Genomic DNA, 25,316 nt, shown 5'->3' with positions numbered 1-25,316 from the left:
CACACATTACTCTCGATTGGTGTACCAGTCATCATAGAGGCTCCCGTCAATGGAAACATAGTCATTCAGGTTGATACTCAGCATCCCGTCCGGCGTCCAGGTATCCCAGACCTGGGTGAAGACGGTGTAGTTCGTCGCATCCGGGAACCAGATGGGGGTAAAGTGCACTTCCCGGCTGTAAGTAGAGAACTCATTGGGCTGGAAGGTGAATTTGGCGCTCCGGCCGCTGGACACCCGCTGCAGCAGGCGGAGATAGGTTTCATACTGGAACTCCGGGAACACCGAAAAGGCCGTCTGCGGATGGGTGATGTGGCTGGTGGGCGCGTCGGTGGAGAGCGTGGCTGTCACATCTTGCTTGACGCCGTACCCGCTCTTCATGGACTTTCCGGAGGCTGTCGGTACGATATCGTCCGGCATCAGGGACATAACGCCACTGATGGAGGCAGAATAGCCGGTGTACTCATATTCCCAATAGCCTTCATCGACCCAGTGCCCGCCGTCTTCCCCATGGTCGCACCAGACCCATACCGGCACCCAATAGCAGCTCCAGACGCCCCAGTTAGCGGTGAGCTTCTGCGTTTCGTTGGGCAGGGACGGTACCGTATAACCGGGGTTGGTATCAGTCGCCACCGGGTCAGGCGGAATATGCTCATTCAGGTCCACAATTTCCGCCACAAAGGTATCCTGGGCGGTATAGGCCCCGCTGACGGATACCGTGATGGTGACTGTCTGCGGTGTGGTGGGGGTATGCCACTTGACCCAGACCACCTGGCTGTCACCTGCGGGGATCACCACATCGTTGACTCGGTAGGTGGTGCCGAGGATGTGGAAGGTCACCGAAGCGGGATTATCCGGCGTCAGGTCGGTATCCGTCCGCAGGGTGACAGAGGTAATGACATCGGTATCTACCCGGTACTCCACATCGGGGGCTTCAATATCCCCCTCGGGCGGGGCTTCATCAAACCAGACAATGCCGACGCCCAGTGTATTGATGATGTCGGAATTGTTCTGCGTCCCGGTGGTGTTGCCGGTCCAGGCGGAAATACCAAGGTCACTGAACTCCAAAAACATTGCCAGCGGCAGGTTCTTATGGGTCAGCGAGGTCATGGTCCGGCGCAGATTGCCGCCGGACATCTGATCGTAAAGGCCAGCCTCGGTGGCCGTCATGCAGTAATATTGGCCGTTGTGGGTAAAGTAGGCGATGGGCTCGATCAGCAGCTTATATTCTCCAGCGATCATCCGCTCATAGTCCACACCCGCAGCCTGGGCAACCATCATGCAGGCGTACTCCGAGCAGAAGTACCGTTTGATGGCGTCAATGTTGCTCTGGCCCTTGCTGCTGACGATGGTGGGCATGGACTGCGCGGGCTTGATGCAGGAATAGGCCACCCCGGACTGGAGGGAGAGGCCAGTGCCGCTCAGGTACTGCAGTTTGTTGACTTTGCCAAAATGGAGGATGCTGCTTTTCTGCGTCCGGTTGGAAAAGTCCAGCGGTGAGGACACGGCAGCACCGCTTGCTGCATCTACAACCGTGATACGCACGCCATCGTTGCCGGGATTCCAGAAGTTTGAGGATGTGCCTTGCCCCATCCCGCCGCCGCCACCGTCAATGTTCCCGTTGCCTCCTGATGCAAATGCCGTGGAAGGGACGAGACAGAACACCAGGGCGAGGCTGCATAAGAGGGCGAGAAGTCGTTTCAAATACATCACGCTCCGTTCTTCTTGAAAATAAGAAGGCCGCCACAATCCTGTGACGGCCCTTCAGGTCCATATTCAGTTGTAGGTGGTCAGCCGCCCATGTTGCCGACCTGCTTGTTCAGATCGCCGTCGCTGTCGCCGGTGGACTGCTGCACATCGCCGGGGACTACCCAGCCAAATACCGGATCATAGACAGCGCCGCTGCCATTGCTGGAGCCGGGGGCCGGCTCATTGCTGGAAGTGGATTCCTCTGCGGGAGGAGCAGTGACTTCCGGTACTGCCGGATCGGGATTGACCTCATGCTCTTCGCCGGGGTCTTCGATTTCCGTCTTGCCTTCCGGTACGGGGGGAGGCGTTTCTTCCGGCTTTTCCGTATCGGTAAAGTCGATTTCAACCTCGCCCTCGGATTCCGAGGTCACCTTGGGATATTCCTCTTCGGCGCTGGAAGACTGGCCGGGTGCATAGGCGTCTGCGCCCCCGCTCCCGTCGCCAGACTGCACACCGCCATCCGACCAGTCGCTGCTGGTGCTGCTGGGCGGGGATTCATTCGGCCGGAATTCTTCCGTGCGGTCCCGGCTCACGAACCAGCAGATGCCCAGAATGGCAACGCAGAGGACGGCCAGGGCCGAAACAATAAAGCCTTTGGATTGAAAAAACTTCTTCATGTGTGTCCACACTCCTTTTTGCTGTTATATAAAGCCTATACTGCGGAGCTGACTGGATTTCAACAGCGCCGCTAAAATTTGGTGTTGTGGTAGCCGGTCAGCTCCACCCGCTGGGTGATGGTGGGATAACTGTGTCCGAACATGCGTACATAGAACTCCACATCACAATAGAAGATGTACTCCACCCGGTCGCCCACCACATTGAACTCCAGGCTGATGTCGGATACCTCATAGTCCTCTGTGGAGAGCGGGATCTTCTCAGCCAGGCCGCCGGCGACAGTGGCCTCCAGCATTTCCGTATAGTCATTGCTGGAATAGAGGGTGCGCAGGTATTCCTCGAAGTTGGTTTCTCGCTGGGAGCGGTAGGTGTCCGCATAGATGGTGGCGCTCAGGTTGTTCAGCTCCATTTTGGCGCCGTTGCGGATGTTGATGCAGGTGATCCGCACCGAGGCGTACAGGAGCAGGAAAGAGATGAGCATGACGACCCCGACTACAAAAAAGCAGGCAAAGAAAGTGATCTCGCCTCGCTCGTTGCAAAGCGGCCGGCGCAGCCGTGAAAGAAAACGCTTCATAGGCCACCTCACTTCCAGTAGTGCTCGCTGACGCCGGAGCCGCGGGCAACCACCGTGATGTTGACCAGATCCAGGTTCCAGAAGCCGCCCAGCTTGGCCTCGCCCTCAATGGTGATATAGAAGGGCGTCCCCAGCTGGATGGCCCGGGACATCCCGGACGGCGTAGGCGTCTTGTATGTGGCATCGATGGAGTATGTGATATTCTCCGCGCCCTCAATCTCCGAGCACAGGAAGTCAAAGAGCGAGTCGGTCTCGCTGTTGATGCCGCCGGACAGCTGGATCTGCTTGACCATCTGATCTGCCGCATGGTCTAACTCCTGTTTTGTGGAGATGATGCCGAACAGGTCAATGATAAAGGCCAGCAGGATGACGGCGATGAAGATGAACACCACCGTAGAGAAATAGTTGGCCTCGCCCCGTTCGCTCTTCAATGTCCTGCGGACTTTTTGCAGGAAAGTATGAATGTGAACCACCACCTTTACTTACAAATGAAAAACAGCCGTCCCGACCGGAACGGCTGCATTACATAGTTTTGACTGTACCAAGTATAGCAGATTTGGATTTACGGCGAAAGGGCAGGACTGCGCCAATGTATGGGCAATCCTGTGCCAATTTACCGGAAAGCTGCCAAGAGTATTATCACTACCAAGAGACTTCATCAAGAACAAAAGACTGCTTTTGAGTATCTGCTTGATATTATAACAACACAAGCACATTCTCTGCCTTGCAATGTCATAATAAGACAAAGTATAATGAAATATCGGTAATTGAACTCCTGAAGATGACAAAACATTTGGTCCTATTTCAAGTTGTGCGCTGCACTTTTATTGGAGGGCTTAGGAAAATCTTAATAAAATTTGATGCAATTCATTGTGATTTTCCTAAAGGATATTGGTATGCTATAAAAGAGTTATATTTTGTGAGAGGAATGGATTAGATGGCTGAAAAAGTCTTAGTTGTAGACGATGAACGCGATATTGCAGATTTATTAGAAGTCTATCTGCGAAATGAAAACTATGATGTTTATAAATATTATTCGGCAAAAGAAGCCTTAGAGTGTATTGAAAATCAAGAAATAGATTTGGCTATTCTTGACATAATGCTGCCGGACATTAACGGCTTTTCTCTTTGTCAGAAAATACGGGAGAAATATACCTATCCCATTATTATGTTGACGGCAAAGGATGAGGAAACAGATAAAATTACAGGTCTGACTTTGGGAGCGGACGATTATGTAACAAAACCTTTTCGCCCGCTTGAATTGATTGCAAGAGTGAAAGCCCAGTTGCGAAGATATAAAAAATACACACCAGTACAGATTGAGAAACATTCTACACCCAAACTCACATACAAAAAGCTAATGCTTGACACGCAAACGTATGAGTGTGAATTGAATGGGACACCTATATCTTTGACCCCGACGGAATTTTCTATTTTGCGTATTTTGCTTGAAAGACAAGGAACTGTTGTCACTCTTGAAGATTTGTTTCATTTGGTATGGAAAGACGAATATTACAGCAAAAACAGCAGCACAATCACTGTCCATGTCCGGCATTTAAGAGAAAAATTGCAGGACACGACAGAGAAACCACAATACATTAAAACGATATGGGGTGTTGGATATAAGATATAGCCCGCCCGTGATTGGAGATTGAAATGAAGAAAAAAGAAAAGATAAATTATACTGTGCCAATTCTATTTTTATTATATCTGGCACTCTTGATATGGATTATCTTATTTAAGCTGCAATTTTCTATCCTCGACTTAGATCGAGTACGGGAAATCAATCTAATTCCATTTTATTATGAGCATGAGGTTACTTTTCACGCAACAGAAGTTTTACAGAATGTGTTGATCTTTATGCCCTTTGGAATATATCTGTGTTTATTACTTCCTAAAAGTCGGTTTGGCGTGAAATTGCTTTTGATTTCCGTGGTGAGTTTGCTACTGGAAATCTGTCAGTATGTCTTAGCGATTGGCCGGTCAGATATTACAGACCTTATTACAAATATTTGTGGCGGTCTATTCGGTATTATTCTATATAAAGCGGCAATCAGACTGTTTCGGAACAAAAAACGGGTAGATCAAGTAATTATTATTTCAGCCGCGATTGTAACAGTAATAGTTGGTGGAGGACTGCTGCTCTTGCTTGCAGCAAACTGATGGAGGTGAAAAGTATTGAAGAATAACTGCTATTCCATAGAAAAACGGCTTCGGTTGCGGCTGTTCCTTCTTCTGTCCTTATATACGGTAATCGGTTTTGTCATTATGTTGCTTTCTGATTATGTTTTAGCATTATTTCCGTCGCCCATTAGCACATGGATTTTAGAGCGGCTGGATGTAATCTTTGCCCTTTATCTTATCTTTGGCTTTGTAGGCATTTTTTATTTCTATTGGAAAAAGCCGTGGGAATACTTGAACGAGGTTATCGGCGCAACGGAGATTGTTTATGAGCAGAACGACCATGCGATTGAACTGTCTGAACCACTACGGGAAGTTGAAAGCCAGATGAACCAGATTAAAATGTCTGTCCTTTTGAGCCAGCAGGCCGCAAAGGAGGCGGAAACAAAGAAGAATGAGTTGGTGATGTATTTGGCCCACGATATTCGCACACCTTTAACAACTGTAATCGGATATTTGAGTCTGCTTAATGAAGCGCCCGATATGCCGGAGGAACAGAAAGAAAAATATATCGGGATTGCACTGGATAAATCAGAGCGATTGGAAACTTTAATCAATGAACTCTTTGAAATCACACGTTATCATACAAATACCGTTCAAGTGAAAAAGCTGCCGGTTGATCTGTATGCCTTACTATCCCAAGTCATTGATGACTTTTACCCCGCACTCTCTGAAAAAGGAAATACAACCCAAATATCTATGCAGGATGGTTTAACCGTCACGGGTGATCCAGAAAAACTTGCCAGAGTGTTCAACAATTTATTGAGAAATGCAGCATCTTACTGCTATCCAAACACTGAAATTGACATAATTGCGATTAAGAAAGGTAATCATGCTGTCGTGATCTTCAAAAATCATGGGCCAACTATTCCGGCAGACCAATTAAGCACAATCTTTGATAAATTCAGCCGTTTGGATGAAGCCAGAACATCCGATACAGGCGGCGCTGGCTTAGGTCTTTCGATTGCAAAGGAAATTGTAAACCTACATGGCGGAGAAATCACGGCACAGAGCCAAGCGGAAGAAATTACATTTACGGTAACGCTGCCTCTTTCAAACAAATCTTAGGAATTTCTTAGGAGTATTCCACATTAAAATTAGAGATTGCAAAGCCCCTGTTCGGTAGAATAGATACTGAACAGGGGCTTTGCTTTTGAGGAAGAAAAGGAGTGATGATTATGGAACTGAAAATTGAGCATTTAAGTAAGCGGTTCAAAGATAAAACCGCTGTCAATGATGTAAGCCTGACACTGACAAGTGGAGTTTGGGGCCTGCTCGGTGCAAACGGAGCAGGGAAAACAACTCTCATGCGGATGATTGCTGATATTATGGTGCCAACCAATGGGGCTATTTATTATGATGGCCAAGACATTCACGAAATGGGGAAAGCCTATCGAGAGTTGTTTGGCTTTTTGCCGCAGGATTTTGGATATTCTCGTGATTTCACGGTCAAAGACTATCTCGAATATATGGCAGCATTAAAGGATGTTCCGGCAAGAGAAACATCAAGGAAAATCAATCATCTGCTGGATATTCTTACGCTTTCGGATGTGAAGCGGAAAAAGATAGCAAAACTATCTGGCGGTATGAAACGGCGTGTAGGCATTGCCCAAGCCATGTTGAACGATCCGAAAATTTTAGTAATGGATGAACCGACCGCAGGACTTGACCCCGGAGAACGGGTACGCTTTCGTAATTTTATTTCCGAGTTTTCCCATGACCGTATTGTGTTGATCTCCACGCACATTGTTTCTGACGTAGAGTATATTGCAACACGAAATGCGATTATGAAAGATGGAAAAATTGTTGATGTAGGTACAACAGACGAACTGGTGAAGCAGATCGAGGGAAAGGTCTGGACTTGCACTATTCCGGCCAGAGATTTAGACAAGTATGAAATGCGCTTGCGAATAATCAACCAGCGCGGGGAAGATAACAACCAAGTATCTATACGGTATCTGTCTGATAAATCCGAAATTGAGGGTTCGATCACCATATCACCGCGCCTTGAGGATTTATACCTCTGGCTATTCCCTCAAGCCGATCTTTCAAAGGAGGGAAATTGATATGCGCTTATTTTGTTTAGAAGTAAAAAGGATTTTGAAATCACGCCGCACCTTGATATTGCTTGCAGTAGCATTATTTCTGGCTGTCATTATGGCTTATCTGCCCATCAGCTTTGAGTCTATCAACCGTCCCGGCGAAAACGGTACTGTAATAGAACTGAATGGCTTAGATGCTATTCAATTTAAGCGGGAATACAGGCAGCAAATTTATGGAGAAGTTACACCGGAGAAAGTCGCAGATGCCTTACGCACATATCAGAAATATGTGCAGGAATATGGTACAGTAGATGATATTCCGTTAGATGTTTATACGGAAAATATCACGGCTATCCGGCCACTTCTTGACCGCTTACCAGAAGCCTTTGCCGATCCCGATACAGGCATAGGTGCTGATCTAATGGAGATTGACCCAGATGTAGTAGAGCAAAGCCTTTATGAACAGTTTGCGTCCCACCTAAACGATATAATGAACCTTGAACAAGAAGATTATCCATCAGCAAAAGAATTTGCAACAGAAAAATATTCCGAAGTTGATAAACCATTCCAGCTTTATCCGGGTTTGAGCCGGGACGCCTTTGACTATATTGAGCTGTATATTTTCATTCTTTCCATTTTGTGCGTTGCGATTGCGGCACCTACATTTGCTAATGAGTATCAAACTGGAAGCGACAGCATTATGCGCTGCACAAAAAATGGACGTGTGAAATTTGCTGTTACCAGAATACTTGCTGCTGGCTGTATTTTTGTGGTAGTGTTCATTTTGGGTATGGTGATCCATTTGTCCATTATCAACCTTGCTTTTGGGACAGAGTGTTTGAAAACATCTTTCCAAATGCTATTTTCCATCATAAATCTTCCCAATATCAATTTGGGGCAATTACAAGTGATTTTGGTATTGGCCGGGCTTTTATCTATATTGGCAAGTATTAGTTGCACACTATTTTTATCTGCAAAGTGCAGGGACTCGTTAAGTTCGTTATTGATTTCACTTGCCGTTATGCTCTTACCGACCATCATTTATACCGCATTGGGCAGTTCCGTATGGCTTTCCACGATTTTACCATCTTCTGGTATTGGCCTGCAAAATAACTTCCTCTATCAGCTTTACGGTTTTAATTTCTTGTATGTTGGAGATATGAGCTTTTGGACACCCTACATTATTCTTATTTCAGCAGCGATTGAAATTCCTGTATTCGTCTTTTTGGCGATACGGTCTTATTGTAAGCATCGAGTGGCGTAAGGGCTTTTATCAAGTATTTGATAAATTCAAACGATATTTGTGATACCGCTAAAACTGTTCATCAAACCGATTCATTATAACGGATGCTACACTTTTGCGCCCAAATTGCTCCTTGCCGTTTGGGCGCTTTTTATTGTGAATCGTGTATTCCAATTCTGTAATTTGATTTTAGCATTTATCTCGGGAGGGACATTGAGGAGTCTAAAGGCTAATCCACCCCTTTAAAATCGAATACTTGTCGCCCACTGGCGGAGCTAATGAGTAGAGATCTTGAAGCAGGTTTCCAAAATTTCTTTGCTTCGTATGCCAAGGGTCAAAAAAAGCACGGAGAAACGGCAATCACCATTTCTCCGTGCTATTTTTCGTCTGGTTGGAATTTTACGATGTCATCCAGTTCGCAGTTAAAAAACTTGCAGAGCGTATCCAGGGTATTGGTGGAGACGGATTCGTTCGCCTGCATCCGGCGGATGGTCGAACTGCTGATACCGGCCTTGGCCTGCAAGGTATATGTGGTTGCACCGTGCCGCTTCATGGTTTGCCACAAGGGCTCGTATGAGATCATTCCTGGTCGTTTCCTCCACTTCCTTCTTTACATATCTCTATTATTGCCTATAATGGAGGAGTAGCGTTATAGGCAATATTGCCTATACAAGAATGGCATAAAGTGAAGAGCATGGGAGGAAACAGGATGGAAGTCGTAACGAAAACCTGCTGTATAACGGGCCACAGAGATATTCCAGCGGAGAAGAAGAAATTTGTGGAAGAAGAATTGCGGAAGGAGGTAGCAGCGGCGATTGAGGATGGCTACACTCGATTTATTTCCGGATTTGCCGAAGGTGCCGATCTTATGTTTGCGGCAGTCGTTGCCGAAGCAAAAAAAGAAAATGACGGATTGTTTTTAGAAGCGGCGATTCCCTATGCCGGCCGGCTGAAGACGAAGAACAAAGACTTTCATAGACTGCTGGCTGCCTGCGCTGGTGTGAAAGTGATCTCCGACCACTATGTTCCCTCGTGCTACATGAACCGCAATCGCTATATGGTTGCCCAGTCGCAGCGTGTGATTGCGGTGTATGATGGACGGGACAAAGGGGGGACGCTGTTCACGCTGCGCGATGCCCATGTTCAAGGGCGAGAGATCAGACTCATAGAGATTTGATTTCAAGGGCAAAACATAAAGGCCGCGTGGGGCTTTTGCATCCCATGCGGCCTTTAATTCAAATCCTGAGTACCGTTACAGTAGTGATTCTATCAGTTGATAGATGTCGGTGAATGGATTAACGGCAATCCCAAACGGTTTATTGCAGTCATTTTGAATATGGTATTGTTCTACACGCTTGGCGTTCTGAATCGCATCAGTTGTATGTTCAGATAACTGCGCATACACATCGCCGGCTTTTTCATAATCCGGGAGGTAGGCGGTCAAGGCTGTCATCACTGCAGGGTAATCTTTGAAAAATTTTGTTGTGTACTGGAAATGCAGCAGATACCAAAACTCAAAGCAAGGATTCGAGATCGCAATGTGAATTCCCTTTGCATCTGCCAGTTTCCTTGCTCTGGAGAGTAAGTTGTCTTTGGCGGCGATAGGATCAGGATTATTATAGTTTACATCACCGTCAGCAACGACCCACACCGCATCCCCATTTGATGCAGAAATCTGATTTTTACTTTGATATTCCACGGCTTTCCGAATCAGGCCAAGGTAATCGGTTTCACCTCCTTTGGTGCGGCTGCCGACTACACGAATGTCAATATTGGTCTGGCGGCTGCGATAATGTTCAAAATATTTCGGTTCAGTTTGAGAACCCTCCGTCACAATCAGAATGACAGGTTTTAGTTTTCTGCGCCGCTGCCCACGCTTTTCAATTTGTCCGCGTGCCATTTTACAGCCCTCCCTTGATAAAGGGAATCGCACCAAAACGGCCGATCAAATAACCCTTTTCTACTTTAGTGTCTTTGCGAACAGAAAAATCGTAAAGGGAGAACAGATCGGTGGCTGCTGTCTGCTCGTCTTTTTCTGTGAACCAAATTTGATCTCTTCTCAACAAATCCAAATCAAGAAGATTGGTGCTGTGAGATGTGAAGATCAACTGAGCACCCTTTGGATTGAATTCTGTGCTGTCAAACAAGGATACCAGATGCCTGGTCAATAGAGGATGCAGATGTGCGTCCATCTCATCAGCCACAAGAAGCGTTCCCTGGTCTAAAGCCTTTTTCACAACGCCGATCAGTTTGAAATAACTGTTGGTGCCGTCAGATTCCTCTGCCATATTTAACGCATAGGATAATGCATTTCCATTGGTATCCTGTACCGTGTGAATGGCCTCAATATTTGCAAAGCTGTCACCGTGCTGCGAAGGAGCAGGCTCTGCATCGCGCATTTGCAAAGCCTGTATTCCCAAATCTGCAACACGCAGCATAGATGCGATCACACGCCGGTAATCATCATCTTTCAGCTGCTCTGCCTCAAGCCCATAAGCGTCCGCCACGGAATTCTTCGTGATAATCTGACAAGAAGCGAACCACTCCAAAACCGGAATCACTTTAGAGTAACTCCAGTTTGATGCAACTGACAAGTAGAGTTTGTTCGCAGAAGTGCGCTCCTTGAGCGTGTTTTGTTCATCTATATCCACCGTAAAACGAAAATCTTTGGTATTTTTCCTCTCAAAAATAAGCGCCTGTCTGCCGTTGGGATAGTAATATAGGTATTCTTCTGTAACAGCCTTATCTGTCACAGAAAAACCATACGCATATCGGATACCTTCAGTGGTAAAGATGACCTCAAAGCTGCTGGGGCGCGTTGGCGTTTCCGGATCAAACTTGAAAGGCGAACGGCCAATGGTCTTATGAAGCTGCTGGTTATGTGAGGTCAGCACATAGTTTACCATGAACCAGAACGCGTTTAGGACATTGGACTTCCCCGAAGCATTGGCTCCGTAAATGACAGCAGACTTCAAATAGCTTTTATTTCCATCCATGATAAGATGCTCTGGATGCTCATTATCCTTGCTGGCCAGCAGGGATAATACAACCTTATCTTTGATGGATAGAAAATTCTCCACACTAAATTGAATCAGCATAAGCGACCTCCTAAACCTTTTCATTTATATATTATAGCCCGTATTTTGTGAAAAATCAACGCAAACGCAAAATAAATTCTTTGAAATGGGAATTTGGAAGGAAGCCTATGTGATAAAGATATACAGCGGTAGATCTGATAATGACAAAAAAGAAACCTGGAGAGCAGTTCGTTACTACTCTCCAGGCACTTTTGCTTTTACAGGTTCTGCCGGATGATCCGCGTGATGATGCCCACGGCCACGCCCCGCTCCATATCCAGACGGGTGACGGCAAAGGAAACGTCATCCTTCTTTCCGGGCATCCGGTAGTCGTAGCAGGAGTGGGCTACCGCATTGACGCCATTGGCGAGCCGGACATAGACCACGCCTTTATGAACATCTGTGACCTTTCCGGCGTACTTGCCCTGGATGCGGCACTTCTGCAGGTTGTCCCGGTCAGTGTTTTCCGAAGTGCTCTTGATGTCGGCCCGGATGCCCAGGTCCTCCAGACTGTTGCGCCGTACACTGAGGATACGGACCAGCACTTCATCGCCCACAGCAAACCGCTCATGGGCGTCGCCGATCCAGTCCCAGGCAAGGTCGCGGGCCAGAATGGAGCATTCCACGCCGAACACCTCCACACGGACGACCTTTTCCGCCACAGCGATGACCCTGGCCTGGACAATGCGGCCCTCGTAGACGCGGTACATCCCATCGGGGTCAAGGTCGAAATAGAAGGTCTGGCGCTTGCGCATCATGGCCTCCCGGCGGCTGGCTACCACGCTGCGGGTCTTGGAGTCGATGCCCCGCACCACAAAGTCAATGTCGGCGCCCAGCATATTCCCCAGGATCTTGTTTTGGCGCAGCATCAGGTCAGTGTATTCCTGGCCGGAGGGGCTGCGGCCCAGATTGATCATCATTTCTTTCAGGGGGATGATGATGCGGAATCCCTTGTAGTCCACCACAGCCACCGTCTTTCGGTTGTCCAGCTGCTCAATGCCGCCCAGCTTGCCGGTGAGGATGCGGCGGGTGCGGTAGGCGTTGTGGATCTCATGCCAGATGATGTCCTCACGGTCTTCCTGCGTCTCCACATCTTCCCGGCTGCGGATGGTCAGGATCGAGGGCTCACTGCGGCGGGGAGCGGCGGTGCGCCTGGGAGTAGAAGTGGGAGCAGGGGCGGCCTCTGCCAGCGGTTCGGCCAGCGAGGCAGGAACTTCTGCCGCAGCCGCCTCACCGTCATCAGACGGCGCATCTTCCCCAGTAGGAGCCATCGGCGCAGGAGGCTCTGCTTCTGCGGGAACTCCTTCCGCCGGCTCCGTACTCTCAGCCGGTGCGGTCTTTTTCCTGCGGGTGGCCCGCTTGGGCTTGGGCGGTTCCGGTTCCTCAGCCGCTCCAGAAACAGGCTCACTGGGGACATCGGCTGCACCATCATCAGCGGGAACAGCAGAGGCACCTTCGCCATCATCACTGTCAGAGCCCTCTGTCAGAGCGGCGTCATCATCGCCGGGAAGGGCGTCTGCCACCGTAGCATCGGTGTCCATCTCACCAAACATCTCGCTTTCGGTGAGTTCCGGGAGGCTGCCGTCATCCTCAATGGTGGGTGCTTCTTCATCCGGCTGGTCCATAGAGGCCAGCAGCTCATTCAAATCGCCGCCATCAGCGGGTGCCGCCATATCAGCCTGCGCTTCATCAGGGGGCGGAGCGTTCTCCACGGTAACCGTGGTCTCAGGTGCGGTATTTTCCTGCTCAAGCAATTCTTTTTTCTTGGTTGCCATAAGTAAAAACCTCCTTATGTTGTGAATTTAAGAAAGGATCGAGTCCTTGTCTGTGGTGATGATCCCGTCCGGGGCCTCGGAAGCAGGCGGTGACGGGGGCGATTTCGGGGCAGCCGGCGTACCGGAAGATTTCGGTTTTCTCTTTGCCGCCGGCTTCTTGGGGGCGCTTTCCTTCGGCTTGGGGGCCGGGGGCGGCGCGGCGGCAGGTTTCGGCTGCGCTTGTTCCTCCAACTCGCGCCATTCAGGAATGTGCGCGGAGGCTTTGCAGTCGCGGAGCTTGGAGGATTCCGGATGCTTGGAGTAGTCCATCTTCTCTACCTTCAGGGCCTTTTGGCCGCGGATAATAACCAGCGCCTGTGTAATCGGGAGACGAAGCACTTCATCCGGGGTGAGGACAGGCCGCTTGCCGACGCCGGAGGTCTCCCGGTATTCCGGCGTATAATTGGAGATGCGCCAGGTGCCCAGCTGCTTGGATTTACTGGACACTGACACAGAGGCCAGACCGGTGCGCTCGGAGATGAATTCCGCCGTCAGGCTGTCTGTGCAGCCCAAAAACAGCTGCGCATCACAGTTTCCCAAAATTTCCTGCCAGAGATTGAGCGGGTATCTGTTTTGGAGACCCGCAAGGTTTTGGAAGACGCAGCTCATGGATATGTTTCTGGATCGAATCACACTGAGACGGCGGGAGAGGTCCGGAATGGTCCCGCAGGCAGTGAGCTCTTCCCCCAGGATATGGACGGGAACCGGCAGCTTGCCGCCCTCACAGTTCTTGTCTGCATACCGCACCAGCTTAATAAAGCAAAAGGACAGGAACAGGCTTGCCAGAAAATCAAAGGTGCTGTCCTGGTCGCTGGTAACGAGGAAGTAGGCGCACCGCTCCTGGCCGGGCAGTTCCAGGTCAATCTCATCCCGGGCGGTGATCTTCTTGATAAGCTCCGACTGGAACACCTGCAGCCGGGAGCCAAGGCCGATGATGACGCCGCTGCGCACTGTGTCGCTGGCTTGCTTGAACAGGCTGTAGGGCGCTTTGGCCGGATGGGTGGGCGGCAGAACATCAAACAGGTTGTCCAGGTCGGATTCCCCGTTCAGCGTCAGCAACCGGTACACCTCGCCGATATTCCGGTTTTCTTTTGCATAGCTCTGGTCCACATAGAGGACAAGGGCTTTCAGCAGGTTCATCTCACAGGAGTCCCAGAAGTGGTCGCCCTTGCCGGTGCTGTTGGTGTTCTTGATAATGACATCCACAAAAAGCTGAGCCATCAGTTCCTGCCCTTCCACTTCGGAAAGGCAGTTCCAGCTGTCTGAATTTTCCGGCAACACCAGGTTGAAAACCTTGACACAATAGCCCTGTTCCCGCAGGTATTCGCTGGATTTTTCATAGAGTTCACTTTTCGGATCTGAAATGATCAGCGATTCCCCACGGATCACCGCCTGAAGGATGCGGTTCATACAAAATGAGCGGGTCTTCATGCTGCCTGACGAGCCGTACACGGCGAGGTTGCCGTTGATGCGGGGATTTTCAGGAATACAGACGGCTTTCCCGTCCAGCATCCCCAGCACAATGCCCTTATGCTTGCGCAGATCCGGCACCAGATCCAGCACACCCTTCATTTCCTTGCGGCCCATCCAGCCGGAGGTGCCATAGGTGCCCTTGGCCGAATAGACAAAGTTCCGGTCTGTGTCATACTCGCCGGTATCACTGTAGCCCATCCGCATGACCATGAGCAGCAGAACCGCCAGCAGGCCAATGCAGATCAGCACTCCGTACACCCCATAGGGGGGATGGAGCACAGAGGTCAGGCAGGTAATAAAATCTGGCGACGCTGCCGCCGGAGATGTGCAGTCTCCGGGGATGCCGCCGCCCTGTTTCCATGCCGCGTAGTTGCCCAATATCTGCCCCAGAAAGCCGCCTGCGTAGAGAATCGCAAGGATGGCAAACGGCGCAGCGATCAGGCCTGCAATGAGTTTCTTCTTATCTATGGGAACAACCTCCCCTCGAATTTTGTGAAATCAATGGTTTGAAAGCGGACCCAGCTACCGCAGTAACGGCGCAGCACATCTGCCTGGAAGTCGAAGCAGATCAGCGTGCCGGGGCGCTCCATCAGGTCGAGGGAGGTGCTGAAGCGTGTGATCCGGGGCAAGTCGCAGGAGTAGCCGAACAGCACCGGCGTTCCGTCCTGCTCCGCGGCATCCTGCTCAATGGCCTTTCCGGTGTTCCCGGCAATCAAGCCCTGGGACAGAATGCGGTTAAGTTCTGCGGTTTTCAAGGGATCACACAGTAAAGCAAGGATCACCTCCCCCTGGTGGTTATTTGTGAGAAAATAAAAATGGTCGTAGCTGCCGTCCAGCATGAAATAGTCGTGCTTGGCCCCGCCGGTGCTGGTGAGCATCTGGTATGCCAGTTCCATGCTGTCGCCCAGCACCAGCCCATGCACATCTTCGGCGCGGTACTGCCCGGCCAAACGCTGCTGGCACAGGACGCTCCACATCAGCGCCTTTACCCGCATCTCGGATTTGCAGCGCCATTTCATCAGAGCAGCGCCGCTGTTGTAGGTGACAAAAATGCCGGTAGGCGCAAGAAGCACCCCTGCGAACCGGGAACTTCGCACCTGCGTGGTGTCGATCCCCATTTCCTTGACTTCACGGGAACTGTAAAAGGCGGGATACTCGATGGCTTCGCCACAATAGCCCTGCGGTGAAAAAACCTTCGGCTTTTCATCCTGAAAGAGCCCGATCCCCGCATTGTCCATCGTGACATAGGTTTCCGCGAGGCGGTGGAGCCGGAGCCGCCGGTTCACCTCGCTCTTGAGGCGGTTGGTGTCGGTGTCGCCGGTCAGGTAGGGAGAGAAACGCTCCGGCCAGCCGTCCAGCAGGGCGGCCTTGGCCTTTGCCCCCAGCCGATAGCCCCGGAGCCTGTCGCGGTAGTAGGTACGCAACAGCCCGCTCTTTTTGAGCGAGGTCACGACCGCCTCCAAATAGTAGGGGCTGGCCGGGAGACGGTTCAGCTGGCTGGTTGGGAACTCTCCAGAGATGGCGGTCAGCGATAAAAGCCGGAACGGGAGCGTATCCGGCTGTGGAAAAGTGCGGCTGCTTTTCCCAAGGGATCACCTCCTTTGTCGGTGCTGGATTCTTACCGTAATGACTGAGAACTTCGGTAAAATAAAGCTTCTCCCAAGTGGCCGCAAGCCCGAAAATCCGGGACTTTCAGCGGCTTCGCGGGATGTCGGGTCGCAAGGGGCCCAAAATGCTCAAAAATCCGAGATGGATTTCAGGCTTGATTTATGCTCTGCAAGCCACCCGGGAAAGCGGTGCTTCTCCATGACGAAAATCATCGTGCAGTCCTGCTCGCCCAGCTCGGCAGTGTTATAGGCATCGCACAACAGCCCGGTATCATCAGCCATAACAAAAGAGGACAGCAGATCTAAAATCTGCTTTTCCTCCAGGTTGTCATAGTCGCGCACCCGCCTGGTGGGGAGCGCCTGGTCATACACCTGGGCGAAGCAGACAACACATTCCCGGTAGTGGGGCAAAGTGTTCTCTTTGGCGTACTGCTCCAGGGCAAAATAGAGGGGGTCCAGCAGAAACTCGGCGCTCTGCCGCTGCCTGCGCTTTGGCAGAAGGCTGGGCAGCGTCACCGCAAGCACCTCGTTTTCATAGGTGATGGTGATACCGTGCATCACACTGGCGGATTTAAGGTAATCGCCCTTGCGGATAGTCGTGCTGGAATAAATCAAATGCCGCAGCCGGCAGGCGATACGCTCTGCCCGCAGTGCGGCATCGGTGGAAAGGGTCTCATAGTTATCGGGATAACGCTGGATGTCGGTGGTATCCATGGCATACAGCGCGTTGCTCAGCCGGGAAATATCGTCAAGAATGCTCCCGATCCGGCGGGATATAAGTTTTCGGTCCAATCATGTGCCTCCTGCTTTCTTGAAATAGTGTGTCTGGCCGTTTTCCTCTACGGTGCAGAACCCGGAAATGCCGGGACAGTCGATTTTGGCGATCTGCGCCGGTGAATCGACCAGAACAATGCGGCGGCTGCCGCCCTTGTTGCCCCGAAGGGCATGGCAGACAAGCGCCTCCTGCCCGTCCTCAACGCAGGCCACCTCGTAGAGTTCGCCATCGGCAAAGAAAACGAGCTTGACAGGAAAATCAGCGGGAGCATGGTAATCGGCCCGCTGAATGAAGTCCAGCAGGACCCATACTGCCCGGACAAGCGCCCGGTCAATTTTTGCTGACTGGCCGGCCGGGAAATAGCCGCCGCTCTCTGTTTGAAAAATGCGGCCCTGCCTCTCCAGATGGGAGAGCAGGGCCTTTGCCGTATCTTCTTTGCCAGGGTGAAAACAAAGAAGCTGCTGTTCACTGAGGCCAGGGTACATTGTTACCGTCCGCAGCAAGTCCGCAGCCTCATTTCCATAGATTTCAGCCCTGGTCTTCATGGGGGCTCACCTCCTTTATCAAATGGCGTCATCAAGGCGTCATCGGAACGCCTTATCGAATATTGGAACGCCGGAAAGACGCCATCCGGGCGTCAAACCGGCGTTTTTCTTCATGGAAGGCGTCATATAGACGCACACCCAGCGCAGCACATCAAAACATGGGATTCACCTCGCATATATCATTTGAACCTATGCAGATTCCTGCTCACGGCGCTTGCGCTCCAAAATTTCACGCAGTTCTCGGCGGTCGGTGGTAATCAGGTCTTTTTCCAGCGGGCTGGCCTTAAATTCCACCATGATGTTATTGTTATTGGTGGAAATCAAGCCGTTGCCGCGTTCAAAGTGGGTGACTTCCATCGTTTCCGCGTCGGACAGGTGTAGAGTCTCCTGAACCCGTTCCGCCTCGTCATCCTCCAGATTGAGGATGATCTTGGTCTTGCTGTTGTTGATAATGCCTTTCCCAAAACGGCCCTCGTCCAGATTGAAAAAGTCGTTCAAGTCCTGGCTGGCGCAGACCGCTGAACCGCCATAGCCGCGGATGGTCTTGAAAATTTCCAACACGAAATCACCAGCCAGCCGGGTGCCCGTGGCGCCGGCGCCGGAAAGAAGCTGCCAGCACTCGTCGATAAAAATGGCTTTTTCCTCGGTGCGGTCGGCTTTGGCGCGGTCCCACACGAAGTCGAGCACGACAAACATCCCCACAGTCAGCAAGTCGCCGGTGAGGGAGGAAATGTCCAGTACGGTGTATTTGTTATCCAACCGCACATTGGTCTGCTTGTTAAAGGTGCTGGCGGAACCGTTCACCAGGCGGTTAAGGATATGGGCCATTCGGGTGGTTTCCGGGGCGGCCTTCAAAATCTCATACAGGTCGCCCAGCACCGGCATCTCCCGGTAGTGGCCCGGATTGGCCGGGTCTTCCAGAGAGGCGTTGTCATGGGTAATGCCTTTGGCGTTGTAGGTGCGGATCAGCGCCTCATCCAGAAGCTGCCGCTCCTCATGGCTCATATCGGGAATGAGTAAGCTGAAGAAAATGTGCAGCTGCTGGATCTTCGCCGCCAGTTCCGAGAGTTGGATACCGGGGCCGTCCAGCATTTCATTGACCGACCGATCCACCTTGCGGATCTCCATGACATTGATACAATGCGGGCTTGCTGGGGAAATCTGGATAAATTCTCCGCCCACATTGGCACAGGCCCGGTGGAACTCGTGCCCTTTTAGCGGCGCAATGATAAAAACGGGGATGTTCTTGCGCCTCATCCTGAGCCCCATCAATTGCAAGGTAAAGGTTTTGCCGGCACCGCTGGTGCCCAGGATCGCCATATTGGCGTTCTTATAGATCGAGGAATTGAAAATATCCACGATAATCAGGGAGCTGTTATATTTGTTGACTCCCAAAAGGATGCCGTTGTCATCGCACATCTCAAACGAGGTGAAAGGATAACAGCTGGCCGCGCCGCCCGTCAGCAGGTTGCGCTTTCCGCGCTCATAAAGCCCTTTCTCCATAGAGACCAGCGGGAGGGCAGAAAGAAACGCCTGCTCTTCACGGAAGTGGCAGGCGCTGACATTCATATCCTGCGAAAGCAGGAGCTTTTTCATTTCGCTGACTTTCCACTCCAAATCCTCCACAGAGGGGGCTGTCACAGTAATCAGCAGATTCAGGTAATAAAAATCTTCGTTGTTGGCAAGGCCCTCCTTTAAGAAATATCCGCTCCGGATGGCGCCGTCAATGTCATCAAAATCGGTGTTTGTGTCACTGGCGTCTTTGATTTTAGAGCGGTTGATACGGAGCTGCTGGCCCACCCGCTGGATGATGCGCTCTTTGGGTTGGCGGGCAAGGAACATATCCATGTCGATGCCGTCGCCGGCGTTGACGATCAGGCTCAGCCAGCCAGCGGGCACCTGCGTTTTGTACCCGTCCGAAGGAATCAGCAGATAGGCATAGTACAGTCCATCCATGCAGATATAGCGTCCATGGGAAAAATCAATGCTTCGGGGGGCGGCAAACTCCGCCGCCGGGATATGGTCTATTTCATTCTCCCGGCCTTGCTCCATATACTGCGCCACTACCTCCTGCGCCCGTACCGACAGCGGCTTGACGGCGCTCTCATTCCGGCACAGCAGGTTATAGAGGACATCAACGGTAAATTCGTCCTCGTTTTCGGGGACGATGACCTCGTTCCCACACTGGCGCAGGTAGTTGGAGGCCGTATGGACGGCGCTCTGGAGGGACTGGATCGCTTCATCTTCCTGCTCCGACCGCCGGGTATTGGCCCAGGGCTCATACTCGAAAATCAAAAAGAACCGCCGTGTAACAGCCTCACGGGAGCCGACCTGCTGCACAAAATTCAGGTAATCCTCCTGCATCAAGCGGCATTGCTCGTTTTCCTCATAGGCCATCTCCCGGCGCACCGTGTCCAGGTGGCGGTTGATGTCCGCACGGCGGGTCAGGACCTTGATTTGCAGCTTGACGGGCGAGATTTTCAAGTACGAAACGAAGGAGTAGATAATATTTCTCTGCTCCCGGGCGCTCCGCAGCATAAAGTTGATAGGGACAACCTCGACCACCTTGACAAACCGATGGTCTTTGGTATAGATAATGCCGTTCTCCACCTTCTCAATGGGCAGATAATCCGCCACCGGATTGAGGCAGGTGGGCTTCTGCTCCTTGATGTGGGCGGGGCGTTTAGGCAGGCGCCCCTTTTCAGGGCGCTTCTTTGCTTTCTTTTTTGCCTTATTAGCCTTGGCAGGACGCTCCTTTTTGGCATTTTTCTTGGGCCGCAGCTTTTCACGGATCTCATAGCTGCGCACTTCATCAAACTCGGCCGGAAAATCTGCCTCACCAGACCGCCGACGCTTCGGGGCCTTTGGCTTTTTCTCCTTGGGAGGCCGCTGCTTGAGATGCTTGCCGGCCGATTTGGAGGGCGCCGCCTTATCCTCCGGCTGCTCACCGTCACCGCCGACAACGCGGCGGTTCCGCAGGTACTTCAAAAAGGTGACCAGGAACTGCGAAAGGCTCTCCCCGGATATGCCGATCAAAGCGACCAGCCCTACCGGAAGAGCGGTCAGGCACAAAATGATGATGCGGGTGGTCAGCCCAAACGGAAGGAACAGAAAAACCGGCGCCCCGATGGCAAACACCAGGATGCCGGCCTCGATCACATTCCGCGCACGGAACATACCGCCGAAAAAAGTGCCTGTTTCTATAAAATTCGGCGGTATGATATAAGTATCATGGTCGTTTTTGTTGCTCATGTATTACCTCGTTTCCGCAGCCGAGGGGCAGGTCAGCCTATGATCCAGAAAGGACCGCCTGCTCCAGCACGGCGGCTTGCTTCGTTTAGGATGATGGATAGATCCCAGAGCTGTTCGCTGCGCTTGTAGCTGGCCGGGTCCGCCACCATGATCTGACCGTCTTTCACGCCACGGAGAACGATAAAATGCCCGGATGAAGTAAAATGGCCCTCTGCCATAATCGCCACCACCAGCTTTCCTTCAGCCAGGGCGTCCAATATCCGCTGGGGTTCGGAAGTCGTACAGCCGGATACCGGCAGGCCCCATGCTTCAGCGGCGGCGGGGATCAATGCGTGATAGGAGCCGCTGCTCTTGCACCAGTAGCCGTTTTCGTAGGACCACTGGGCCATCGCAACCGGGTCCACAGTTTCGTCCGTGAGGGAGGACACCACAATGGACATGGCGGTAGGCCCACACCCGTAGCCGCCGATATTGTCGGTGCCGTAGGGCTGGCTGGCATAACGCTCGTCCAGCTGGTTGAAATAGACCACCGGCGTCACGCCGTCTGTAAAGGTCACATCGCCCAGGGAGGGGATGCTGTTTCCAGTCCATTCTGTCAGGTTCTGCAGCAGGCCGTCCCCCAGGAACATGCTCAGGTTAGAGGCATAATCGGAGGCAAGCTCTTTCTGCTCATCCGTAAGCGCGAAAACATGGTCGGCAAGATAGGACTCGCCGTTGTAGCGGATGGTGTAGACCATCCAGATCTCGGTGGTTGTGGTTTCCTTCCCGGTCTCCGGGTCTTCGGATGTGACCTCGCGGCTCTCCCGCACGCTGGTATAAGAGTAGAGATGCTCTTTGTTCTCCCGCAGGACAGCGGCCAGATCATCCAGCGAAATGCTCTCAAAATCCTCATCCCGGGCAGCGCAATACTGCGAGACGATGAGGTTGGCGTTGTAGACAGGGCCGGAGGAATAGGGATTTTTAACTTCCATCTGGTCAGCGCCGGAAGAAGCAAAGTCCGCTTCAATGCGGGCCATCACATCGTCCAGCGCTTCGCCCAAGATGGAGTTGATGGTAAAAGTGATGTCGTTGGCGTTCTCCACGATTGCAGTTTCGCTGTTGAGGACAGGCTGCTCTGTGTCCGACGGTGAAAAAGCGTTGATCAAACCGCCGAAAATCAGCCCGGGAAGCATCAAAACAAACAGGACCGGCAACAGAAGCAAAATGACAATGACGGCAACGATCTTGCCGATATGCTTGCGTCCGGCCCAGACTGCCCCGGCCACAGCCCCATAGGGACCGCCGGCAGCAGCGCCCTTGGCCGCACCGGAAATCGCCTTGCCGGCTTTGATGGCGCCCTTGACCGTGTGCGCTGCGGAGGCCGCAGTGTCTACCGTTTCAGCAAAGCTGTCCTTGCGTTCTTCAGCCATCAGATCTTATCCTTTCGTTTGGGGGTGGGCGGCAGCTTCTTTACGATGGACTCATTGTAGGCAATCAAACCGTCCGGCGCCATGTAGGGCGTCTTGTCCACAGCGTCCACTGCATACTGCTTATACCAAGCGGTACCGTCTACTGCATGAACGGTCGTGTACTGGCCCTCCGGCGCAACATACTGGTCCGCATGGTACATACCGAAGGCAATGCCCTCCGGGTGTTCCGGAGTGACCTCCGTGCCGGTGATGCGACCGCCGCCGATCTCGACATTCTGATAGGTGGGGATATTCTCTGCTCCAGCCCCCAGTGCCGTGTGGCCCATATAGGAGTGTAGGGCTTCAACGGCCTTTTCGCCGGTGATCGAGCCCATTTGAGTGATGTTCCCGGTAGCCACGGAACCGATGACATTATTGGCGAAACTGCCGCCCTTGCTTACCGAGGAAGAATAAATGTGGCCGCCGACACCGCCAGCAGCACCACCCACAAGACCGCCGAGACCTGAAGGTTTGGCGTCCGAGGGCGTTGTGGCCGTCTTGATGGCGTTGTTCGTGACATTCCGCTTGATTACGCCTGCCAGACCGCCGCTGGCAAAGCCTGCGCCAAATCCGGCGGCACCGCTTTTTCCACCGCCGCCATTGGCATTGACATGGGTGGAACTGCTGCTGCGGCCGCCGCCAAAGTGGTGGCTGGAAAAGTTCTTAAAGCCGCCGATACCCTTGGCCGCAATCATGGCCTCAGCCAGCATACTGCCGCCGGTGTGGCCTACATTGACGCCCAGGCTTGCCATGAACGAGTCGATTTTCTGCGATACCTTCAAGAAGCCTATCGCACACATGAACCAGATCAGGACATTGCCGGAAACCGTCTCCTTACCTACAGCGTCCACTTGAGCCTGCACCTCTTCCTCGGAGATGGCAAAAGCAGGCTGACAAAACAGGCAGGAGAGGGCAGCAACCATCAGCGCAAGGAACAAAATTTTCTTGAATTTTTTCAAAACGCCCCTCCTTACAAAGAGAGCGGATTGGCAATAAAAGAGCCAACCATGCTCGTGAACAGGCGCAGGCACCAGGCGTTCATAATCAGCAGAAAAATCTGCCCGCCCAGCATCCGGCACCAGGATTTCCAAATATTCGATGTAGTCTGGCTTGCGCCCATCGAAAAAGCGACCGGCGCCGTATAGACCAGCACACCCAGCAGAACATACCGTTCCGCCGCTTCCAGCAGTAATTTCAGATAATTCCAGGCCAAGATGATGACGAGGATCAGGGTGATCAGCGCAACAGCGCCATTGGCACAGACGCCGATGATCACCAGCATGACCGAGTTAAAATCGGCAAAGCTGAGGGGCGGCAGCTCCGAATCCATGATCCAGCGGTACGGCGTGCCGCCGATGGTCAGGACGATGTTGACGATTTCATCGGAAAAGAGCGCCAGCAGGATGAAAATGACCGACCGGATGCTCAACTTGACCGGATCTTCCGCCTCAATTCCTGCGCCCAGGCCAAAGTTTTTGAACAGCTGCCAGACCCAATTCAGCAGGATAATGCCGACAGCCAGCGCCACAAAGACGCTATACATCGTTTCGGCAGCGGGAAAGTACCGCAGAAAAACAGCCATGTCACAGCCCAGAGCGCCCAAAACCGAAGTGGTCACCAGGTCAAGGCCGGCCATTACCTGCTCCGCGATCCATTCAACGATGCCATCCAGGATACCCATAGCTTACGCCTCCTTCCAGTGGGTATATTGCGGCGGCCATCAGCCTGTCCACTGACCACCAGAGAACAGAGGCGTCACATAAGCCATGATGAATCCGAGACCATTGAGGACGGCCCAGGTAATGCAGATGCGCTTCAGCCACGCCCGGCTCTCATCGACTGTCCGGCCGGAGCGCGAAAAGTTCATAAGCAGAAGCGCCACCGAGGCGGTCACGATGGCCGCAATGGTGGAGATGGCGAGAATCTGCGTGTAGACATCCTGCATAATTTCCTTGGCCTTCGTCCAAACATCGGTTGCAGCAAATGCCGGCTGACAGAACATCATCGCCATCATCACACAGAGGAACGCCGTATAGGCGATCCGGCCGATGGAAACTCGACGAGGCGGGCTGCTGTCATCTTCCCGCCGCTGCTGTTGAGGAATTTTCAGTTTTTTCAATTTTGCGGACCTCCAATCCAAATGTGATGTTCATTGCTCAAAAAGCAAAGAAGGAGCCCGCATCCGTTGTGCAGATGTGGACTCCTTCTCAGGCCAAAGACCGTTTGGGCAGCAAAAAAGCACCTCGAAAAAGGTGCTGTTCACTGCCTGTATTCAGTTTTGGGCGCAAGTTTGAGCATATTCAGTCTAACACATAGGGATTTACGGCTCAAGGGCAGGAACGCGCCAATTTCAGTCCCGAATTGTGCCAATTACTTGCCCGCCTGTTTCCCGGAGAATTTCGGCTCCGGGAAGAACTGTTCCAGCACATCCAGACTGTCCTTGGAGGTATAGCCCCATAGCACAGAACTGAGGGCTTCAATGGCCTCCCGCCGCTTACGGTAGTAGGTGCGGAAGGAGATGTCTCGGATATGTGGGCGCAGGTTCTCGATGATTTCCTCCACATTCTTCAACTGCTGAGGGGAGAGGAAGGAGTAGTACAGCAGCCAGTAATACGCCTCGCCGTTCTTATGGCGGGTGCGGAGCAATTCGACTGCCGAATCCAGGAGCTTCAGCATCTTGTGGCTGCGCTCAATGCACTTGGCATGGTGCTCAATGTCGCTCCCGTTCAGGTCTGCGCCGGCCAGGTAGACGGAATCCAGAAATTCCTCGATGGAAGTGCCGTATTCGATCTCGAACTTGGCCCGCACATGCTGGACGGAAATCTCCAAGCTCCAAACCACATCGCGGTATTTTTTCAGCAGTTTCCAGGTATCATGGTACAGAGGGCTCTCTGCGACATCTTTTTCAACAAATTTCTTCATGG

Annotated in this window: 24 protein-coding genes; 6 read left to right on the top strand and 18 right to left on the bottom strand. The window is 52.0% G+C overall.

Annotated features, from left to right (window positions below; translation table 11 throughout):
• Positions 1-6 precede the first annotated feature (6 nt).
• From B5G40_RS04295 to B5G40_RS04280, 4 genes are all read right to left on the bottom strand, one after another.
• The gene (locus tag B5G40_RS04295; RefSeq protein ID WP_087398883.1) at positions 7-1,707 is read right to left on the bottom strand and encodes a hypothetical protein; all 1,701 of its coding nucleotides are present in this window, start codon (positions 1,705-1,707) and stop codon (positions 7-9) included.
• Positions 1,708-1,787: 80 nt separating this feature from the next.
• Positions 1,788-2,363: a DUF6550 family protein gene (locus B5G40_RS04290; RefSeq protein WP_058963706.1), complete on the bottom strand. Its 576-nt coding sequence runs from the start codon at positions 2,361-2,363 to the stop codon at positions 1,788-1,790.
• Between the two features lie 71 nt (positions 2,364-2,434).
• Positions 2,435-2,935, bottom strand: coding sequence for a hypothetical protein (locus B5G40_RS04285; RefSeq protein WP_058963705.1), 501 nt, complete (start codon positions 2,933-2,935; stop codon positions 2,435-2,437).
• An 8-nt stretch (positions 2,936-2,943) separates the two neighbouring features.
• Complete coding sequence (locus tag B5G40_RS04280; protein WP_227603392.1) at positions 2,944-3,366, bottom strand: DUF4320 family protein; 423 nt, start codon at positions 3,364-3,366, stop codon at positions 2,944-2,946.
• A gap of 506 nt (positions 3,367-3,872) precedes the next feature.
• Between B5G40_RS04280 and vanR the strand changes: the two genes are divergently transcribed.
• From vanR to B5G40_RS04255, 5 genes are all read left to right on the top strand, one after another.
• Complete coding sequence (gene vanR / locus B5G40_RS04275; RefSeq protein WP_058963704.1) at positions 3,873-4,568, top strand: VanR-ABDEGLN family response regulator transcription factor; 696 nt, start codon at positions 3,873-3,875, stop codon at positions 4,566-4,568.
• 23 nt (positions 4,569-4,591) lie between these two features.
• Positions 4,592-5,098, top strand: a complete 507-nt coding sequence (locus B5G40_RS04270) for a VanZ family protein (protein ID WP_058963703.1) — start codon at positions 4,592-4,594, stop codon at positions 5,096-5,098.
• A 15-nt stretch (positions 5,099-5,113) separates the two neighbouring features.
• Entirely contained in the window at positions 5,114-6,184 is a 1,071-nt protein-coding gene (locus B5G40_RS04265) for a sensor histidine kinase (protein WP_058963702.1), read from the top strand.
• A gap of 110 nt (positions 6,185-6,294) precedes the next feature.
• Positions 6,295-7,182, top strand: a complete 888-nt coding sequence (locus tag B5G40_RS04260) for an ABC transporter ATP-binding protein (protein WP_058963701.1) — start codon at positions 6,295-6,297, stop codon at positions 7,180-7,182.
• A gap of 1 nt (position 7,183) precedes the next feature.
• Positions 7,184-8,422: an ABC transporter permease subunit gene (locus B5G40_RS04255; RefSeq protein WP_058963700.1), complete on the top strand. Its 1,239-nt coding sequence runs from the start codon at positions 7,184-7,186 to the stop codon at positions 8,420-8,422.
• Between the two features lie 355 nt (positions 8,423-8,777).
• Here B5G40_RS04255 and B5G40_RS04250 read toward each other — a convergent pair whose 3' ends face one another.
• The gene (locus B5G40_RS04250; RefSeq protein WP_058963699.1) at positions 8,778-8,984 is read right to left on the bottom strand and encodes a helix-turn-helix domain-containing protein; all 207 of its coding nucleotides are present in this window, start codon (positions 8,982-8,984) and stop codon (positions 8,778-8,780) included.
• A 126-nt stretch (positions 8,985-9,110) separates the two neighbouring features.
• Here B5G40_RS04250 and B5G40_RS04245 point away from each other — a divergent pair, with 126 nt between their 5' ends.
• Positions 9,111-9,578, top strand: coding sequence for an SLOG family protein (locus B5G40_RS04245; RefSeq protein ID WP_058963698.1), 468 nt, complete (start codon positions 9,111-9,113; stop codon positions 9,576-9,578).
• 75 nt (positions 9,579-9,653) lie between these two features.
• On the opposite strand, the gene B5G40_RS04240 is transcribed toward B5G40_RS04245, so the two are convergent.
• The 13 genes from B5G40_RS04240 to B5G40_RS04180 form a co-directional block, all read right to left on the bottom strand.
• Entirely contained in the window at positions 9,654-10,301 is a 648-nt protein-coding gene (locus tag B5G40_RS04240; RefSeq protein ID WP_058963697.1) for an RloB family protein, read from the bottom strand.
• Position 10,302: 1 nt separating this feature from the next.
• Positions 10,303-11,499 carry an AAA family ATPase gene (locus B5G40_RS04235; RefSeq protein WP_058963696.1) on the bottom strand — a complete coding sequence of 399 codons (1,197 nt, stop codon included), beginning with the start codon at positions 11,497-11,499 and terminating at the stop codon, positions 10,303-10,305.
• Between the two features lie 197 nt (positions 11,500-11,696).
• On the bottom strand, positions 11,697-13,253 hold the full coding sequence (locus B5G40_RS04230; protein WP_058963695.1) for a S1 RNA-binding domain-containing protein: 1,557 nt from the start codon (positions 13,251-13,253) through the stop codon (positions 11,697-11,699).
• 27 nt (positions 13,254-13,280) lie between these two features.
• A complete protein-coding gene (locus B5G40_RS04225) occupies positions 13,281-15,146 on the bottom strand; it encodes a VirD4-like conjugal transfer protein, CD1115 family (RefSeq protein WP_343286724.1) in 1,866 nt (621 codons plus the stop codon).
• An 83-nt stretch (positions 15,147-15,229) separates the two neighbouring features.
• Positions 15,230-16,258, bottom strand: coding sequence for a hypothetical protein (locus B5G40_RS04220; protein WP_206407210.1), 1,029 nt, complete (start codon positions 16,256-16,258; stop codon positions 15,230-15,232).
• Positions 16,259-16,501: 243 nt separating this feature from the next.
• The gene (locus tag B5G40_RS04215; protein WP_006573834.1) at positions 16,502-17,164 is read right to left on the bottom strand and encodes a DUF6100 family protein; all 663 of its coding nucleotides are present in this window, start codon (positions 17,162-17,164) and stop codon (positions 16,502-16,504) included.
• Positions 17,165-17,650, bottom strand: coding sequence for a DUF5697 family protein (locus tag B5G40_RS04210; protein WP_341349304.1), 486 nt, complete (start codon positions 17,648-17,650; stop codon positions 17,165-17,167).
• Positions 17,651-17,881: 231 nt separating this feature from the next.
• Entirely contained in the window at positions 17,882-20,944 is a 3,063-nt protein-coding gene (locus B5G40_RS04205) for a PrgI family protein (protein WP_058963691.1), read from the bottom strand.
• Between the two features lie 32 nt (positions 20,945-20,976).
• Positions 20,977-22,353, bottom strand: coding sequence for a C39 family peptidase (locus B5G40_RS04200; protein WP_058963690.1), 1,377 nt, complete (start codon positions 22,351-22,353; stop codon positions 20,977-20,979).
• Complete coding sequence (locus B5G40_RS04195) at positions 22,353-23,351, bottom strand: hypothetical protein (RefSeq protein ID WP_087398881.1); 999 nt, start codon at positions 23,349-23,351, stop codon at positions 22,353-22,355. The genes B5G40_RS04200 and B5G40_RS04195 overlap by 1 nt, the downstream gene beginning before the upstream one ends.
• Before the next feature lie 11 nt (positions 23,352-23,362).
• On the bottom strand, positions 23,363-24,073 hold the full coding sequence (locus tag B5G40_RS04190) for a hypothetical protein (protein WP_006573828.1): 711 nt from the start codon (positions 24,071-24,073) through the stop codon (positions 23,363-23,365).
• 39 nt (positions 24,074-24,112) lie between these two features.
• Complete coding sequence (locus B5G40_RS04185; RefSeq protein ID WP_204246187.1) at positions 24,113-24,511, bottom strand: fimbrial protein; 399 nt, start codon at positions 24,509-24,511, stop codon at positions 24,113-24,115.
• A 251-nt stretch (positions 24,512-24,762) separates the two neighbouring features.
• Positions 24,763-25,314 (bottom strand): hypothetical protein, encoded by a 552-nt coding sequence (locus B5G40_RS04180; RefSeq protein ID WP_087398879.1) that lies wholly within the window; start codon positions 25,312-25,314, stop codon positions 24,763-24,765.
• Positions 25,315-25,316 lie beyond the last annotated feature (2 nt).

Origin of the sequence: Flavonifractor sp. An9, assembly GCF_002161245.1 — a bacterium.
GTDB classification, from domain to species: Bacteria; Bacillota; Clostridia; order Oscillospirales; family Oscillospiraceae; genus Flavonifractor; species Flavonifractor avicola.
The sequence above is the reverse complement of the archived record's forward strand: the minus strand, read 5'-3'. Positions and strand labels throughout refer to the sequence as shown.

What these genes read in the sequence shown, in the direction of transcription:
- B5G40_RS04295 (WP_087398883.1), bottom strand. Translation starts at nt 1,707, where the DNA reads ATGTATTTGAAACGACTTCTCGCCCTCTTATGCAGCCTCGCCCTGGTG.
- B5G40_RS04290 (WP_058963706.1), bottom strand. Translation starts at nt 2,363, where the DNA reads ATGAAGAAGTTTTTTCAATCCAAAGGCTTTATTGTTTCGGCCCTGGCC.
- B5G40_RS04285 (WP_058963705.1), bottom strand. Translation starts at nt 2,935, where the DNA reads ATGAAGCGTTTTCTTTCACGGCTGCGCCGGCCGCTTTGCAACGAGCGA.
- vanR (WP_058963704.1), top strand. Translation starts at nt 3,873, where the DNA reads ATGGCTGAAAAAGTCTTAGTTGTAGACGATGAACGCGATATTGCAGAT.
- B5G40_RS04270 (WP_058963703.1), top strand. Translation starts at nt 4,592, where the DNA reads ATGAAGAAAAAAGAAAAGATAAATTATACTGTGCCAATTCTATTTTTA.
- B5G40_RS04260 (WP_058963701.1), top strand. Translation starts at nt 6,295, where the DNA reads ATGGAACTGAAAATTGAGCATTTAAGTAAGCGGTTCAAAGATAAAACC.
- B5G40_RS04255 (WP_058963700.1), top strand. Translation starts at nt 7,184, where the DNA reads ATGCGCTTATTTTGTTTAGAAGTAAAAAGGATTTTGAAATCACGCCGC.
- B5G40_RS04250 (WP_058963699.1), bottom strand. Translation starts at nt 8,984, where the DNA reads ATGATCTCATACGAGCCCTTGTGGCAAACCATGAAGCGGCACGGTGCA.
- B5G40_RS04245 (WP_058963698.1), top strand. Translation starts at nt 9,111, where the DNA reads ATGGAAGTCGTAACGAAAACCTGCTGTATAACGGGCCACAGAGATATT.
- B5G40_RS04240 (WP_058963697.1), bottom strand. Translation starts at nt 10,301, where the DNA reads ATGGCACGCGGACAAATTGAAAAGCGTGGGCAGCGGCGCAGAAAACTA.
- B5G40_RS04235 (WP_058963696.1), bottom strand. Translation starts at nt 11,499, where the DNA reads ATGCTGATTCAATTTAGTGTGGAGAATTTTCTATCCATCAAAGATAAG.
- B5G40_RS04230 (WP_058963695.1), bottom strand. Translation starts at nt 13,253, where the DNA reads ATGGCAACCAAGAAAAAAGAATTGCTTGAGCAGGAAAATACCGCACCT.
- B5G40_RS04205 (WP_058963691.1), bottom strand. Translation starts at nt 20,944, where the DNA reads ATGAGCAACAAAAACGACCATGATACTTATATCATACCGCCGAATTTT.
- B5G40_RS04200 (WP_058963690.1), bottom strand. Translation starts at nt 22,353, where the DNA reads ATGGCTGAAGAACGCAAGGACAGCTTTGCTGAAACGGTAGACACTGCG.
- B5G40_RS04190 (WP_006573828.1), bottom strand. Translation starts at nt 24,073, where the DNA reads ATGGGTATCCTGGATGGCATCGTTGAATGGATCGCGGAGCAGGTAATG.
- B5G40_RS04180 (WP_087398879.1), bottom strand. Translation starts at nt 25,314, where the DNA reads ATGAAGAAATTTGTTGAAAAAGATGTCGCAGAGAGCCCTCTGTACCAT.